Source organism: Pseudomonas piscis, assembly GCF_009380155.1.
In the GTDB taxonomy this organism is placed as follows: Bacteria; Pseudomonadota; Gammaproteobacteria; order Pseudomonadales; family Pseudomonadaceae; genus Aquipseudomonas; species Aquipseudomonas piscis.
In genome coordinates this window covers 1038976-1054713 of record NZ_WHUV01000003.1, presented here as the reverse complement: position 1 = coordinate 1054713, position 15738 = coordinate 1038976, and the positions used below count along the sequence as shown (strand labels likewise).

Annotated in this window: 17 protein-coding genes; 13 read left to right on the top strand and 4 right to left on the bottom strand. The window is 65.7% G+C overall.

The window, feature by feature from the left end; translation table 11 throughout:
* Nucleotides 1-183 precede the first annotated feature (183 nt).
* From GDH07_RS21865 to GDH07_RS21820, 10 genes are all read left to right on the top strand, one after another.
* Nucleotides 184-651 carry a VOC family protein gene (locus tag GDH07_RS21865; protein ID WP_152898846.1) on the top strand — a complete coding sequence of 156 codons (468 nt, stop codon included), beginning with the start codon at nt 184-186 and terminating at the stop codon, nt 649-651.
* Nucleotides 652-941: 290 nt separating this feature from the next.
* Complete coding sequence (locus GDH07_RS21860; protein WP_152898845.1) at nt 942-2153, top strand: PepSY-associated TM helix domain-containing protein; 1212 nt, start codon at nt 942-944, stop codon at nt 2151-2153.
* Nucleotides 2150-2692 (top strand): thiamine pyrophosphate-binding protein, encoded by a 543-nt coding sequence (locus GDH07_RS21855; protein ID WP_085596680.1) that lies wholly within the window; start codon nt 2150-2152, stop codon nt 2690-2692. The genes GDH07_RS21860 and GDH07_RS21855 overlap by 4 nt, the downstream gene beginning before the upstream one ends.
* The gene (locus GDH07_RS21850; protein ID WP_152898844.1) at nt 2689-3027 is read left to right on the top strand and encodes a hypothetical protein; all 339 of its coding nucleotides are present in this window, start codon (nt 2689-2691) and stop codon (nt 3025-3027) included. The genes GDH07_RS21855 and GDH07_RS21850 overlap by 4 nt, the downstream gene beginning before the upstream one ends.
* On the top strand, nt 3024-3596 hold the full coding sequence (locus GDH07_RS21845; protein ID WP_152898843.1) for a DUF6162 family protein: 573 nt from the start codon (nt 3024-3026) through the stop codon (nt 3594-3596). The genes GDH07_RS21850 and GDH07_RS21845 overlap by 4 nt, the downstream gene beginning before the upstream one ends.
* Before the next feature lie 36 nt (nt 3597-3632).
* A complete protein-coding gene (locus GDH07_RS21840; RefSeq protein ID WP_103324961.1) occupies nt 3633-4562 on the top strand; it encodes a metal ABC transporter substrate-binding protein in 930 nt (309 codons plus the stop codon).
* Nucleotides 4559-5302, top strand: a complete 744-nt coding sequence (locus GDH07_RS21835) for a metal ABC transporter ATP-binding protein (RefSeq protein ID WP_053133004.1) — start codon at nt 4559-4561, stop codon at nt 5300-5302. Before GDH07_RS21840 ends, GDH07_RS21835 begins: the two co-directional genes overlap by 4 nt.
* The gene (locus GDH07_RS21830) at nt 5302-6201 is read left to right on the top strand and encodes a metal ABC transporter permease (protein WP_022639961.1); all 900 of its coding nucleotides are present in this window, start codon (nt 5302-5304) and stop codon (nt 6199-6201) included. Before GDH07_RS21835 ends, GDH07_RS21830 begins: the two co-directional genes overlap by 1 nt.
* Nucleotides 6202-7158: a metal ABC transporter solute-binding protein, Zn/Mn family gene (locus GDH07_RS21825; RefSeq protein ID WP_152898842.1), complete on the top strand. Its 957-nt coding sequence runs from the start codon at nt 6202-6204 to the stop codon at nt 7156-7158.
* A gap of 232 nt (nt 7159-7390) precedes the next feature.
* On the top strand, nt 7391-8215 hold the full coding sequence (locus GDH07_RS21820; protein ID WP_152898841.1) for a class I SAM-dependent methyltransferase: 825 nt from the start codon (nt 7391-7393) through the stop codon (nt 8213-8215).
* Nucleotides 8216-8279: 64 nt separating this feature from the next.
* On the opposite strand, the gene GDH07_RS21815 is transcribed toward GDH07_RS21820, so the two are convergent.
* The 4 genes from GDH07_RS21815 to GDH07_RS21800 all read right to left on the bottom strand — a co-directional run bounded on the left by GDH07_RS21815 (nt 8280) and on the right by GDH07_RS21800 (nt 12173).
* Nucleotides 8280-8504, bottom strand: a complete 225-nt coding sequence (locus tag GDH07_RS21815; RefSeq protein ID WP_152898840.1) for an MbtH family protein — start codon at nt 8502-8504, stop codon at nt 8280-8282.
* Between the two features lie 82 nt (nt 8505-8586).
* Complete coding sequence (locus GDH07_RS21810) at nt 8587-9999, bottom strand: aspartate aminotransferase family protein (protein WP_053133013.1); 1413 nt, start codon at nt 9997-9999, stop codon at nt 8587-8589.
* 170 nt (nt 10000-10169) lie between these two features.
* Nucleotides 10170-11495, bottom strand: coding sequence for an ATP-binding protein (locus GDH07_RS21805; RefSeq protein WP_343038308.1), 1326 nt, complete (start codon nt 11493-11495; stop codon nt 10170-10172).
* Nucleotides 11496-12173 carry a response regulator gene (locus GDH07_RS21800; RefSeq protein ID WP_022639968.1) on the bottom strand — a complete coding sequence of 226 codons (678 nt, stop codon included), beginning with the start codon at nt 12171-12173 and terminating at the stop codon, nt 11496-11498.
* Nucleotides 12174-12324: 151 nt separating this feature from the next.
* On the opposite strand from GDH07_RS21800, the gene dsbD reads away from it, so the two are divergent.
* Genes dsbD through dsbG form a run of 3 tightly spaced genes read left to right on the top strand, consistent with a single transcriptional unit; the run spans nt 12325 to nt 15682 of the window.
* Entirely contained in the window at nt 12325-14076 is a 1752-nt protein-coding gene (gene dsbD / locus GDH07_RS21795; RefSeq protein WP_152898839.1) for a protein-disulfide reductase DsbD, read from the top strand.
* Nucleotides 14076-14939, top strand: a complete 864-nt coding sequence (locus GDH07_RS21790) for a TlpA disulfide reductase family protein (RefSeq protein WP_022639971.1) — start codon at nt 14076-14078, stop codon at nt 14937-14939. Before dsbD ends, GDH07_RS21790 begins: the two co-directional genes overlap by 1 nt.
* Nucleotides 14915-15682, top strand: coding sequence for a thiol:disulfide interchange protein DsbG (gene dsbG, locus GDH07_RS21785; protein WP_022639972.1), 768 nt, complete (start codon nt 14915-14917; stop codon nt 15680-15682). Before GDH07_RS21790 ends, dsbG begins: the two co-directional genes overlap by 25 nt.
* The last annotated feature ends 56 nt before the right edge of the window (nt 15683-15738 follow it).

Genomic DNA, 15738 nt, shown 5'->3' with positions numbered 1-15738 from the left:
AACCGTCGGACAGAAAGATCCGCTATCAAGGCTCATGGGGACTGCTGGGCCAGATCCCTGGGCAAATCGCCGAAGGCTGCTGCCCGAACTGCACCTCGTCGGCCCATCCCGGTCCTGCAACATTGCGGGTATAGAGTGAAAGTGCTCGATCCACCTCCCATAACAAGAGCAAGGAGCCCCATCATGAGCGTCAAACCCATTCCCGAAGGTTTCATTGGCGTCACTCCCTACCTGGGTATCCGCCAGGCCGCCGAAGCCATCGAGTTCTACAAGAAGGCCTTCGGCGCCCAGCAAACCATGCGCCTGGACATGCCCGATGGCAGTGTCGGCCATGCCGAGCTGCTTATCGGCGGCGCGCCCATCATGCTCGGCAGCCCTTGCGAGGAAACGCCGATGGGCAGTCCCGAAGCCCACAAGACCTCGGTGGGCCTGCATCTGTACGTCGAAGATGTCGACAGCTACTTCGCCAGGGCGATTGCCGCCGGTGCCAGCGAAGCGGAACCGATCAAGGACCAGTTCTATGGTGACCGCAGCGGTGCCCTGCGCGATCCTTTCGGACATGTCTGGTTCATCGCCACCCGTAAGGAGAACCTGACGGTCGAGCAAATCAATGAGCGCGCCGTACAGTTGTTCCAGCAACAGGCCCATTGACTCCCCCGGCGCCAGTTTCCACCGGAGCTGGCGCTGCCCCGACCAGCGGTAATCCCGCCTCGCTTCTTATTTATCTTCCTGCCTGTCGTTGCGATAAATGCCCTTGCCTGCAAGCTTCAACAGGCTCTGTAACATTTACTTTCATATCGCCTTTCGGGATTTACGATTCTCATTCGTCTTAATTAGATGCAGCAGGCCGCGTTGGCCATGGCTATGCCCAGCAAGAATCACATCAGGGCCAGCCCGGAGTTCCAGCGCAGCTCCACTCCTCGAATCAAGACGCCCATTCAATGTCGAAGAAATCCCGCTCAAAAATCTGGTTTCTGGTGCACAGCTGGCTGGCACTGCCCATCTGGTTCTTCGTGCTGATCGTCTGCGTTACCGGCACCCTGGCAGTGGTCAGCCAGGAAATCGTCTGGCTGGCCAACCCCGATGTCCGTGCCAGCAAACCCACGGACGACGCTCAACCCCTGAACTACGACCAGATCATCCAGGCCATCCAGCGCGCCGAACCCCAGACCCGGGTCGACACCATCAGCACCCCGGATGAAAGTCATTTTGCCTTGAGCGTCAACGTCACTTATCCGGATGGCCGCTCGCCCACGCTGTACGTCAACCCCTATACCGGAGCGATCCAGGGCGCGAGCCCGGACTTCGACTTCGAGGCCTTCACCCGCGCCCTGCATGGCTGGTGGCTGGTGCCCTTCACCAACGGCTATAGCTGGGGCTGGTACCTCGTATCGTTCCTCGGCGTACCGATGTTGATCTCGTTGATCACCGGCCTTGTGGTCTACAAGAAGTTCTGGAAGGGCTTCCTCAAGCCGACCCTGCGCCTGCGCCATGGCGCGCGGATCTTCTGGGGCGACTTCCATCGCCTGAGCGGCATCTGGTCGATCTGGTTCATCGCGGTGATTTCCATCACCGGTATCTGGTTTCTCATTCGCGCGATCCTGGGCGACAACCACATCAGCATCTCCAGCGAACCCATAGTCCCGGTGATCGCCCGGGAGCAGGTGCCGGTCAGCACCGACGGCAGCCCCGCGCCGATGATCAGCCTGGAACAGGCCATCGGCACCGCCACCCAGAAGATTCCCGGGTTCGACATCAGCTTCGTCAGCTTGCCGAGCAATGCCTATAGCCACCTGTACGTGGGCGGGCGCGGCTGGTATCCGCTGATGTTCCAGACCGCCAACATCAACCCCTACACCGGCTCCCTGGACTCCTCGTACCTGCTGGGCGACCGCTCCACCCTGGAGTTCGTCACCGAATCCATGCGCCCCCTGCATACCGGGGACTTCGGCGGGATCTGGATCAAGCTGGTCTGGTTCTTCTTCGGCCTGGTGCTGAGCATGATGGTGCTCAGCGGCCTGCTGATCTGGACCAAACGCACCGCCCTGGCCACCGCCAACGCCCTCAAGCGCGAGGAAAAAGCCACCCGCGCCCGCCCCGCCCGTAATCCCGCCCCGGCCCTGGGCCGGGAAACCTCGGAGAGTCCCCTGTGAGCCAGACCCAAACCGCCACCGCGGATTCCTCCCTGAGCCGCTTCTGGCACAAGTGGCGCTTTCACCTGAATATCCTCCTGGTGCTGATTCCCCTGGGTTTCATGCCCAAGTACTTCGCCGATGCCGCGCTGTTTCGCGGGGACAGCGGCCTGGGCGAGCGGGAGATCGGCGAAGTCCAGGTCGGACCCTGGAGCCTGCGCCTGGCCGAGATGCGCATCGAGCCACCGCGCAGCGACGGCCCCGCCGGGTATCTGAAACGCTTCAATGCCGCCCTGTGCCAGGCCTGCATCGAGCCGGTCAAGGCCACCTACCTGCGCATCGGCAAGCCTCGCAGCCTGCGGGCCGCCGGAGTGATCTTCTTCGGCAGCCCGTACCGCATGGGCGCCAGCCTGCCAATTCCGGAAAAGACCAAGGCCGACGCCGAGCTGTGGATCACCATGGAAGGCTGGGACGGCAGCATGCACCAGGCGGCCATTCCCCTGAGCCAGGCCTCGCCGGCCACCGTGGCCTGGCTCGAAAAACAAGGAGGCAAACCATGATCCGCGCACTCTTCACCCGACGCTTCGGCGCCACGCTCCTGCTGCTCGCTGGCGCAGCATTCAGCCACAGCGCCCTGGCCCATAACCCGATGTGCGAATGCAAGGCCATCGACGCCGAGCAGATCCGCTGCACAGGGGGCTTTTCCGATGGCAGCGGCGCCCCGGGCGTGACCCTGGACGTGATCGGCTACGACGAGACCATCCTGGTGCCCGGCAAGCTGGGAACCGACTCGACCCTGACCTTCAAGAAGCCCTCCAGCGAGTTCTACGTCCTGTTCGATGCCGGCCCCGGCCACGTCGTCGAGATCGACCAAGCGGATATCGAGGCCCCATGACCCCTGCCACTACCCAGGTCGTGCGCCCCGCCGGCGCCGGCCATGAAACCCTGTATGTCCTGCTGCTGTGCCTGCTGATCCTCTGTGCAGCCGCCAGCGTGGTGCTGTGGCACAGCGAGACGGACACCAGCAACACCATCGCCGCCCATCAACTGGATGCCCGCCGCGACCTGAGCGCCGGCGAACAAGGGATCTATGCCGACTTGCGGGTGACCCTCGACGAGATCCGCCTGCTGCAAACCGAAGGCCAGGCCCTGCCCAGTCCCGCGCAACTGGCCGAGGAAGGTTTCGCCCCCTTCGCCCAGGACGCCAGCTCGGTCAGCCGTGGCGGACATGCCTGGCAGGTGCTGGACCAGGCCTACCTGGGGCTGAGCCAGAACCCACAGGTGGCCGGCTCCTTCCTGATGCGTATCGCCCCAGAGGATGACGCCCAGGTGGATATCTGGCTCAACCGCAGTCCCTCGGCCAGCGTCCCCCACGACCTCGGCCAGCAACAGCTGATCGCCGCCGGCTGGCAGCAGGTGGTGGCGCAATTCGATGCCGGAGTGACCCGCCAGCACCGCCACTGAGCCCACGCATTCCCCCCGAGAGAAGAACACTAGCCCATGCCCATTTCATCTCCACGTCGTCCCTTCTTGCAGGTGCTGCTGGTCAGCCTGCTGGCCCTCCTCCTCAGCCCCCTGGCCAGCGCCGATGGGGCCAAGCGCCTGCGCATCGGCATCACCCTGCACCCCTACTACAGCTATGTGGCCAACATCGTCGGTGACAAGGCCGACGTGGTGCCGCTGATCCCGGCCGGCTTCAACCCCCATGCCTACGAACCTCGCGCCGAGGACATCAAGCGCATCGGCACCCTGGACGTGATCGTGCTCAACGGCGTGGGCCACGACGACTTCGCCGACCGCATGATCGCCACCAGCGAGCGCCCGGACATCCCGGTGATCGAGGCCAACGAGAACGTACCGCTGCTGGCCGCCACCGGCATCGCCGCCCGCGGCGCCGGCAAGGTGGTCAACCCGCATACCTTCCTGTCCATCAGTGCATCCATCGCCCAGGTCAACAACATCGCCCGGGAGCTGGGCAAGATGGACCCGGCCAACGCCAAGACCTACACCCAGAATGCCCGCGCCTACGGCAAGCGCCTGCGGCAGATGCGCGCCGATGCCCTGGCCAAGCTGACCCAGGCGCCCAACGCCGACCTGCGGGTGGCCACGGTGCACGCCGCCTACGACTACCTGCTGCGCGAATTCGGCCTGGAAGTCACCGCCGTGGTCGAGCCGGCCCACGGCATCGAGCCCAGCCCCAGCCAGTTGAAGAAGACCATCGACCAACTGCGCGAACTGGACGTCAAGGTGATCTTCTCGGAGATGGACTTCCCCTCCACCTACGTCGATACCATCCAGCGTGAATCCGGGGTCAAGCTCTACCCGCTCTCGCACATTTCCTACGGCGACTACAGCGCCGACAAGTACGAGAAGGAAATGAAGGGCAACCTCGATACCGTGGTCCGCGCCATCCAGGAGGCCGGGGCATGACCGCCATCGAGACCCTGCTGCGGGGCCCGGCCATCGAGTTCGACCAGGTCAGCCTGGTCCTGGGCCGCACCACCATCCTCGACCAGGTGACGTTCCAGGTGCAGCCCGGCAGCCTGCACGCCCTGGTCGGCCCCAACGGTGGCGGCAAGAGTTCACTGATCAAGACCCTGCTGGGACAGATGCCCCACCAGGGCCAGTTGCGCCTGCAGTGGCCGGATGCCCCGGGCACCATCGGCTATGTACCCCAGGCCCTGGAGTTCGATCGTGGCCTGCCGATGACCGTGGACGATTTCATGGCCGCCATGTGCCAGCGCCGGCCGGCGTTTCTCGGCCTGAGCCGGCATTACGCCAAGGCCATCGGCGAAGCCCTGGAGCAAGTCGGCATGCAGGACAAGCGCAAGCGGCGCATGGGCGCCCTGTCCGGCGGCGAACGCCAACGGGTGCTGCTGGCCCAGGGCCTGATTCCGGCACCGCAACTGGTGGTGCTGGACGAACCCATGTCGGCCCTGGACGAGGCCGGGATCCAGGTCTTCGAGCGCTTGCTCCAGGATTGGCGCCAGCGCGGCATCACCCTGTTGTGGATCGAGCACGACCTGGAAGCCGTGGGCCGCCTGGCGGACCGGGTCACCGGTCTCAATCGCCGGGTGCTGTTCGACGGCCCGGCGCAACAGACCCTGACGCCGGAACGCCTGCTCAGCCTGTTTTCCACCCATCCACGAGCCGCCGGGAGCGCTGCCTGATGAGTTATGAAGCTTTCCGCCTGATGGTCCAGGGCTGGGCCTCTTCAGGCTACCTGCCGGAAGCCCTGGCCTACGGTTTCGTGGTCAATGCCCTGCTCGCCGGCCTGCTGATCGGCCCGGTGCTCGGCGGCCTGGGCACCCTGGTCGTGGTCAAGCGCTTCGCTTTCTTCTCCGAAGCCGTGGGCCACGCCGCCCTGACCGGGGTGGCCATCGGCATCCTCCTGGGCGAGCCCTACACCGGCCCCTACGGCAGCCTGTTCGGCTACTGCTTGCTGTTCGGCATCCTGCTCAACTACCTGCGCAATCGCACCGGCCTGGCCCCAGACACCCTGATCGGAGTGTTCCTCTCGGTGTCCCTGGCCCTGGGCGCCAGCCTGCTGCTGATCCTGGCCGGCAAGATCAACGTGCACATTCTCGAAAACGTACTGTTCGGCTCGGTGCTCACGGTCAACGGCGACGACCTGCTGGTGCTGCTGGTCGTCGGTAGCCTGGTCCTGGGCCTGAGCCTGCCGCTGTACAACCGCATCATGCTGGCCAGCTTCAACCCGCAGCTGGCAGCGGTGCGCGGCGTGGCAGTGAAGACCCTGGACTATCTGTTCGTGATCCTGGTGACGCTGATCACCGTGGCCGCGGTGAAAGTCATCGGCGCGATTCTGGTCGGCGCCCTGCTGGTGATCCCGGCCGCCGCGGCGCGCCTGCTCAGCCAGTCGCTCAAGGGGTTCTTCTGGATCTCGGTGAGCATCGCCACCCTCTGCACCTTGTGCGGCATCCTGCTGCCGATCGTCTTCGACCTGCCAGTCCCCTCCGGCGCCGCGATCATCCTGGTGGCCGGCATCTGCTTCGCCCTCGCCGCCATCGCCCGCGGCACCGTCCCCAGCCTGAAAGGGAATATCGGATAAATGCACAATTCATCACCCAATCTGTCACTGCCGCGCCTGGCCCTGGTCCTGGTTCTCGGCGGCCTGCTCCATGCCCCGACCCTGTCGGCAGCGGACAATGTCCGCCAGCGCCAACCGGCACCCGCCGCCACCCTGCAGCCATTGACGGTGCTGGCCTCGCTGCCGGTGACCTTCGGCCTGGGGCAAATCCTGCTGCAAGGTACCGATGTCAAGCTGGAGCGGGCCGCCCCGGCCAACCTGCCGGGCTCGCGGCAGACCGCCTACTTCACCGGGCGCGGTGCCCCGGCCCTGGGCAAGCTGGCCCAGGGTGCCGACGCGGTGATCGGCCTGCGTTCGATCTGGCCGGACGACCCGCTGTATCCCAACGCCCGACGCAGCAATATCCGCATCGTCGAAATCGATGCCGCACGACCGGTGGATGGCGCCCTGCCCGGCGTCGCCCTGCAACCGGGCAAGAGCGACGGCCTGAATGCCCAGCCATGGTTGTCGAGCAACAATCTGGGACGCATGGCCGATGTACTGGCGGCCGACCTGGTGCGCCTGGCTCCCGCGGCCAAACCGCAGATCGAGAGCAACCTGGCCAACTTGAAACAGCGCCTGCTCAAGCTCAGCGCCGACAGCGAGGCGCGCCTGGCCGAAGCCGACAACCTCAGCGTAATGAGCCTGTCCGAACACTTCGGCTATCTTATCGGCGGCCTGAACCTGGAACTGCTGGAGGTGGACGCCCGAGCCGACAACGAATGGACGCCCGAAGCCCTGAAGAAACTGCAGGCTCGACTCAAGGACAACGACGTGGCCCTGGTCCTGCATCACCGCCAGCCGTCGGAAGCACTGAAGGCCGCCATCAGCGCCGGCGGCAGCCAGTTGCTGGTGCTGGAAACCGACAGCGCCGACCCAGCTGGCGAGCTGGAAACCAACCAACAGAAGATCATCCAGGCCCTGGGCCCGAAAAGCTGAGCCTGTAACCGTTGCCGAAGCTGAAAACGGTCTGGGCGGCACCCCGTGGCAGGGCTGCAATGCGTCCATGACCTGGAGGCTCGCCAGGCAAGGTCCTGCGGACCTTTGCGCAGCCTCGCAAGCTCGGCAACGGCTACAAGTGATGCCGCGGCGCTTACATATTTCCTGAAGATCGCGCTCATTTCCCGGTGCTAGTCTGCGCCTCGCCTAAATAGACGCCAGGAACAGCGCCATGAGCGATTACGTAAACCTCAACAAGACCAACTGGGACGAGCGTGCGCCCCTGCATGCCGCCTCGCCGGACTATTGCGTGCAGCGCTTCATCGACGACCCGCAATACCTCTCCGACGTGGTGCGTTTCGACCTGCCGCTGCTGGGGGATATCCGTGGCCTGCGCGGCATGCACCTGCAATGCCATATCGGCACCGACACCCTGTCCCTGGCTCGCCTGGGCGCACAGATGAGCGGCCTGGACTTCTCCCCCGCATCCCTCGCCGAGGCCCGTACCCTGGCCCAGCGCTGCGACACCGCCATCGATTACCACGAGTCGGATGTATTCAAGGCGGCCGAAGTGTTGCCGGCCGCCAGCTTCGACCTGGTCTACACCGGCATCGGCGCCCTGTGCTGGCTGCCGAGCATCGAGCAATGGGCCCGGACCGTGGGCGCGCTGCTCAAGCCCGGTGGCAGGCTGTTCATCCGCGAAGGGCACCCGATACTCTGGGCGATCAACGAAGATCACAGCGATTCGCTACGGGTGGAACTGTCCTACTTCGAACGCAGCGAACCCTTGGTCTGGGATGACAGCAGCACTTACGTGGAGACCGACAAGGAGCTGGAGGCCACGGTCACCCACGAATGGAACCATGGCCTGGGCGAGATCATCAGCGCATTGCTGGGCCAGGGCCTGGAAATCACCGGTTTGGTGGAGCACCAGAGCATTCCATGGGAAGCCCTGCCCGGGCAGATGGAAGTCGACGAACACGGCGAATATCGACTCAAGCATGCACCCTGGCGCCTGCCGCTGAGCTACACCCTGCAGGCCGTCAAGCGAGCCTGAGCCCCAGGCACGAAAAAGCCCGCTGGACCGAACGTCCAGCGGGCTTTTTCATGGCAGCGACGGCTTAACCGGCAGCCGCTTGCTGATCCATCTTCTGGCGCAGGCTCAAGGGGCGCATGTCGGTCCAGACTTCCTCGATGTAGGCCAGGCAGTCTTTCTTGAAGCCGCTCTTGCCCACGGTGCGCCAGCCTTGCGGCACAGCCTTGTAGTCAGGCCAGATCGAATATTGCTCTTCATGGTTGACCACTACCTGGAACAGGATGTCGTCGCGGTCGAATACGGAAGTCATTGCTTGTCTCCATCACTGAATGAGTGTCGCCGCGCCCAGGCGCGGCGATGGTGTAGAAGTAACGAACCAGGGCCGCGAAAAATTAGAGGCCGGCCACGGCGGCGGCCACCGCCTTGCTGAAGATCTCCGCCACCTGGTCGATCTGCGCCGCGGTGATCACCAGCGGCGGCAGGAAGCGCACCACGCTGCCATGGCGCCCGCCCAGCTCCAGGATCAGCCCGCGCTTGAGGCATTCGCGCTGTACCAGCGGCGCCAGGCGTTGATGTTGCGGCGGATGCCCCAGGGCGTCCGGTGTACCTTGCGGGTCCACCAGTTCCACTCCCAGCATCAGGCCCCGGCCACGAACGTCGCCCAGTTGCGGGTAGTCGCGCTGCAGGATCAGCAGGTGCTCGCGCAGGCGCTCACCCATGGCCGCCGCGTGTTCGGTCACCCGGTGTTCCTTGAGATAGCGCATCACCGCGGAACCTGCGGCCATGGCCATCTGGTTGCCACGGAAGGTGCCGGCATGGGCGCCGGGCTGCCAGGTATCGAGCCAGTCGCGATAGACCATCACCGCCAGCGGCAAGCTGCCACCGATGGCCTTGGACAGCACCACCACGTCCGGGATGATCCCGGCATGCTCGAAGGCGAACATCTTGCCGGTGCGTCCGAAACCGCTCTGGATCTCGTCGACGATCAGCGCCACCCCGGCCTTCTCGGTGATACGGCGCAGCCCGCGCAGCCATTCCAGGTCGGCCGGGATCACGCCCCCCTCGCCCTGTACCGTCTCGACGATCACCGCTGCCGGCAACGCCACGCCGGCTTCCGGATCGCAGAGCAGGTTCTCCAGGTAGTTCAGGTTGGCCTTGACCCCGGCGGCGCCCCCGAGCCCGAACGGGCAACGATAGTCATAGGGGAACGGCAGGAACTGCACGCCGTTGTTCAACAGCCCGGCCAACGCCCGCTTGGGTCCCAGGCTGCCCATCAGGCTCAGCGAACCCTGGCTCATACCATGGTAGGCACCCTGGAACGACAACACGGTGCTGCGCCCGGTGGCGGTCCGGGTCAGCTTCAGGGCCGCTTCCACCGCATCGGTGCCGGTGGGGCCGCAGAACTGGATCTTGGCCTCGGCGGCCAGGGCTTCGGGCAACAGGCCGAACAGGTCCTGGACGAACTGGTCCTTGACCGGCGTGGTCAGGTCCAGAGTCAGCAGCGGCAGTTCATCGGCCAGTACCTGCTGGATCGCCGCGATCACCACCGGATGGTTGTGGCCCAGGGCCAAAGTCCCGGCACCGGCCAGGCAATCGATGAAGCGCCGTCCCTCGACATCCTCGACGTGGATACCGCTGGCGCGCTTGAGGGCCAGGGGGATGCGCCGCGGATAACTGCGGGCATTGGACTCCTGGCGATTCTGGCGAGCCAGCAGGGGCGACTCGTCGAACTGGTAGAGCGTCTCGGCCACCGGGGCGGCATGCCCCACCGGCTGATCTTCCATAAGGCTGGTAACGGCTGACATCTGTGGAACCCTCACGCTGCAATTTGAGCAAAACGGCCACCGGCCGGATGCGCAGCCGAGAGGGGGTGCGCATTGACAGGTTTTCCTGTTCTGAAAACGCACCAGCAGCGTCGGGATTTACACCTTGGATCGGGGAAATTGCCCAAAGGCCCGTCCCGGGCCAGGGCGGCTCAAGCGCGCCGGGCAGGCAGGGTCAGTTCCACCCGCAGGCCATCGGGCTGGCTGTCGAAATGCAGCTCGCAGCCACAGCGCTGGACGATGGCCTGGACGATCGCCAACCCCAGGCCGCAACCACTGCTCTGGCTGTCACGCCAGAAGCGTTGGGTCAGGTGTTGCAGGTCTGCCTCGGGAATCCCCTGGCCGTGGTCCCGCACCTGGAAACGCACACGGCCGGCGACCAGCTCCAGGTTCAGCTCCACCGGACATTCTTCGGGCGTATGGCGCAGGGCATTGTCCAGCAGGTTGCGCAAGGCGGCGATGGCCAGGGTCGAGGGCATATCCACCGCAGCGCCAGCCGCGGTCGGCTCCAGATTCAACTGGACCCGCTGGCGGGCACCGACGACCGCGTCCTGGATCGCCAGGCGCGCCACCTGCTCCGCCGTGCACTGCACACCGTCATCGAACGACAGGCTGCCCTCGACGCGAGCCAGCAACAACAGCTGCTCCAGGGTCCGATGCATGCGATCGGCGCCCTCCTCGGCCCGGGCCAGAGCCTGGTCGTGGGCCGCTCCCTCGGTCATTCGCGCCACTTGCAAGTGGGTCTTGATCGCCGTCAGCGGGCTGCGCAGTTCATGGGCGGCATCGCCGGTCAGCCGCCGCTCGCGCTCGATGGTCCGGGCAATGCGCTGGAACAGCTGGTTCTGGGTTTCCAGCAGCGGGCGCAACTCGCTGGGCATGGGCTGGATCTGCAGCGGCTCCAGGGAGTCGGCGCTACGCCGCATCAGAGCATCACGGATGCGGTTCAGCGGCGCCAGGCTCTGGCCGATCCCCAGCCACAACAGCCACAGGCACCCCAGCAGGGCCACGCCCACCGGCACCGAAGCCGCCAACAGGATCGACAAGTTCAGGGCCTCGCGCTCCACCTGGCGGTCGGCGGTGGTGATGCGCAGGTCGCCGCGCACCAGGGTGAAGGTGCGCCAGGGCGCGTCGTCGATCATCTGGTCGTGGAACCCCAGCTTCTCGGCTTCCAGCGTGTGATCGGGAGTACTGTGGCTACGAGCCAGGATCTGTCCACGCAGGGAGCTGACCTGGCAAGCCATGCCGCCGGGAATGCTCAGGGCGGCACTGTCGATGTGATCGTGCGGACCATGGGATGGCAGAGCCGGCATCTGCTCCAAGAGGCCCGCGACCATCCGTGCCGAAGCCACCAGGCGCTGGTCCAGGGAGAACATCATCTGGTTGCGCAAATCGCTGAGCATCCAGGCGGCGGCCAGGGTCCAGATCAGGATGAAGGCAGCGCCCAGGGTTACGCTCAGGCGCAGGCGCAGGCTTCTCACTTAGCGACTCTCCTCGCCATCCGCCGGCCCCAGGCGATAGCCCAGGCCCCGTACGGTCTCGACGATGCCATTGCCGAGCTTGCGCCGCAGGTGATGGATGTGCACGTTCAAGGCGTTGCTCTCCAGCTCGTCGTTGAAGCCATAGACACTGTCCTTGAGCTGCTCGCTGGACAGCACCCGGCCGCGGTTGTGCAGCAAAGCCTGAAGCAACGACTGCTCGCGCCGGGACAGGTCCACCGGCTGCCCACCGAGCAGGGTCTCGCGGGTGCTGGGGTCGTAGGTCAGGCGCCCGTGCTCGATCAGGTTGACGCTGCGTCCCGCCGCCCGGCGCAACAGGGTATGCAGGCGCGCCGCCAGTTCGCGCAGGTCGAAGGGCTTGAGCAGGTAGTCGTCGGCACCGGCCTGCAGGCCGTCGACCCGGTCGGTCACCGCGTCCCGGGCGGTGAGGATCAGCACCGGGATCTCCAGGCCCTGCTGGCGCTGCTGCTTGAGCAGTTTCAGGCCATCTTCATCCGGCAGGCCAAGATCCAGTACCATCACGTCGAAATCGGCCACGCCGAGCATGGCCCGCGCCGCCGAAGCGGTGGCCACATGCTCGACCGTCAGGCCCTGGGCCGTGAGGCCGGCGACGATCCCGCTGGCGATCAGCTCATCATCTTCACAGACAAGTACGTGCATGGTCGGTCCTGTACAAAGGGCGTTGATTAAGCAAGCGGCGGATTAAGCGGACATTATGCCCGCCCGCTCCGGGCCACAAGGCGCGGTTTAATCATCGGTTAATCAGGGCCGGCCATTGTGCTCGCAACTTGCACCGGTTTAAGGCTTGACCATGCGTCGATTGTTCATCCTGTTGTTCATGCTGTTCACCACCCTGGCACAAGCCGGCAACAATCCGTTCGAGGTCAAGCCCGACTTCCTGCCGGTGGGCCAGGCGTTCGTATTCAGCTCCGAGCGTCTGCCCTCGGGCGAGACCCAGCTGTTCTGGCAGATCGCCGACGGCTATTACCTGTACCAGAAGCGCCTGAAGTTCGACGGCCTGCAGCCGGAGCAGCAGCCGAGCCTGCCGGCGGGCGAAGCCCATAGCGACGAATTCTTCGGCGACCAGACCGTGTACCGCCAGGGCCTGGAGGTGAAGCTGCCGGCAACCGCCACGGGCAAGGTCAAGCTGGGCTGGCAAGGCTGCGCCGACGCCGGCCTGTGCTACCCACCGCAAACCCTGGAGGTGGACCTGGGCGGAGCCCCGGCCGCAGCGGCTAGCGCCGGCGCCCAGAGCGGCACCGCAGCGGCCCAAGACCAACTGCTGGCCAACGACCTGCAACAGAAATCCTGGGGCCTGGGCCTGCTGGCGTTCTTCGGCTTCGGCCTGCTGCTGGCCTTCGCTCCCTGCTCGCTGCCGATGCTGCCGATCCTCGCCGGAATGGTGGTGGGCAGTGGCGCCAGCCCGCGCCGGGGCCTGGCCCTGGCTTCCAGCTATGTGTTGTGCATGGCCCTGGTTTACGCCGGCATGGGCGTGATCGCCGCCCTGCTGGGCAGCAACCTGCAGGCCTGGCTGCAGCAACCCTGGGTCCTGGGCAGCTTCGCCGCATTGTTCGTACTGCTGGCCTTGCCGATGTTCGGTTTCTTCGAATTGCAGATGCCAGCCTTCCTGCGCGATCGCCTGGAAGGCGCCAGCCGCCAGCGCCAGGGCGGCAGCCTGATCGGTTGCGGGGTCCTCGGCGCCCTGTCCGCGCTGCTGGTGGGCCCGTGCATGACCGCCCCCCTGGCCGGTGGCCTGCTGTATATCGCCCAGACCGGCAATGCCCTGTTTGGCGGCCTGGCGCTGTTCGCCCTGGGCCTGGGCATCGGCCTGCCGTTGTTGCTGCTGGTGACCCTGGGCAACCGCTTCCTGCCCAAGCCCGGCCCCTGGATGAACCTGCTCAAGGGCGTGTTCGGCATCCTTTTCCTCGGCACCGCCATCTACATGCTGCGTCCGGTGCTGAACGCCAGCCTGTGGATCGGCCTGTGGGGTGCCCTGGCCCTGGTACTGGCCTACTGCGCCTGGCAGCAACGGGTGATCGCCGGGCGCCTGCTGCACCTGTTCGGTGCCGGTGCGTTGCTGTTCGGCATCTGGGGCAGCGTGCTGCTGGTGGGTGCCGCTGGCGGCAGCGACGACCTGCTGCACCCGCTGAAGGTCTACAGCGGCGGCGCCCCCGCCAGCAACGCCAGTGCCCACGACGCCTTCACCACGGTCAAGACCCCTGCCCAGCTGCAAGGCGCCCTGGACAGCGCCCAGGCCCAGGGCCAATGGGTGCTGCTGGACTACTACGCCGACTGGTGCGTGTCGTGCAAGATCATGGAGAAGACCGTATTCGGCCAGCCCCAGGTCCTCGAAACCCTGAAGGACGTGCGCCTGCTGCGCCTGGACGTGACCCTGGATAATGCCGACGGCCGCGAACTGCTCGGTCGCTACAAGGTACCGGGACCTCCCAGCATGCTGTGGATCGGCCCGGATGGCAGCGAGCGCCGCAGCCAGCGCATCACCGGCGAAGTGGATGCCGCGACCTTCCTGCAACGCTGGACCCAGACCCTGGAAGCCCGCTGATGCTGACCTTTACCATCGGCACCTTCGCCATCGCCCTCAACCACCTGCTGCTGATCAGCGCCCTGGCCCTGGCCACGCTGGTGGGCTGGCGCGTGGCCAAGCGCGGCGGTGACAACCCGGAGTCGGTGCTGTTCTCGCTGTTCCTGATCGGCATGCTCGCCGCCCGGGTCAGTTTCGTCATCGCCTACTGGAGGCACTACCGGGACGACCTGTGGATGACCATCGACCTGCGCGACGGCGGTTTCCTCGCCTGGCCCGGGGTACTGGTCATGCTCCTGGCAGCCCTGGCCTGGGGTTGGAAACGCCCGGCCCTGCGCCGTCCCCTGGGCGCCGGGATCGCTACCGGCCTGGCGTTCTGGCTGCTGGCGACTCTGTCCCTGAGCCTCTACGACCAGGGTACGCGCCTGCCGGAAGTGGCCCTGCGCAACGCCAACGGCGACACCGTGCAGCTCACCGACTACCAGGGCGGGCCGCTGGTGATCAACCTCTGGGCCACCTGGTGCCCGCCCTGCCGGCGGGAAATGCCGGTGCTGGAAAAAGCCCAGCAACAACGCCCGGACCTGACCTTCCTGTTCGTTAACCAGGCCGAGAGCATGCAGAGCGTCGCCACCTTCCTGGCCACCCAGGAACTGAACCTGGACAACGTACTGTTCGACGGCAGTGGCCGCCTGGGCAAGGCCGTGGGCTCCATGGCCCTGCCCACCACCCTGTTCTACAGCGCCGACGGCCGCCTGCTCGGCAGCCATCTCGGGGAACTCTCGGAGGCCAGCCTGGCCCGCGCCCTGGAGAACTTCGACGGCATCCATCCGACTCCGGTCGCCCCCTCAAGGAAACCCCCATGCCCTTCATCCGCCACCTGCTGAGCCTGTCCCTGGGCGCGGCACTGCTCAATGTCCCGCTGCTGCAGGCCGAGGAACTGCCCGCGCCGATCCGCAAGATCGAGGCCAAGGGCGCCAAGATCATCGGCAGCTTCGACGCTCCGGCTGGCCTCAAGGGTTATGCCGCGCAGTACCAGAACCGCGGCATGACCCTGTACCTGACCGCCGATGGCCAACACGTGCTGCTGGGCAACCTGTACGACGCCGACGGCAAGGACCTCAGCGCCGAACCGTTGCAGAAACTGGTCTATGCACCGATGGCCAAGGAAGTCTGGGGCAACCTGGAGAAAAGCGACTGGATCGCCGACGGCAAGGCCGATGCGCCACGTATCGTCTACCTGTTCAGCGACCCCAACTGCCCCTACTGCAACATGTTCTGGGAACAAGCCCGGCCCTGGGTCAAGGCCGGCAAGGTGCAACTGCGGCACATCATGGTCGGCATCATCCGCGAGGACAGCCCAGGCAAATCCGCCGCCCTGCTGGCCGCCAAGGACCCGAGCCAGGCCCTGCAGGATCACGAGAAGGCCGGCAAGGGCAGCAGCCTGAAACCCCTGCAAAGCATCCCCAAAGCGATCCAGGCCAAGCTCGACGCCAACATGAAGCTCATGGAGGAACTGGAGCTGTCGGCCACCCCGGCGATCTTCTACCTGGACGACAAAGGCGAGCTGCAACAACAGCAAGGCGCCCCGGCCCCGGGCAAGCTGACGCAGATCCTGGGTCCGAAGTAGAGGGCGCATGCTCCGGCTGGGGTGTGCTCCCCAGCCACACCCTGCGGGCTGCCTGA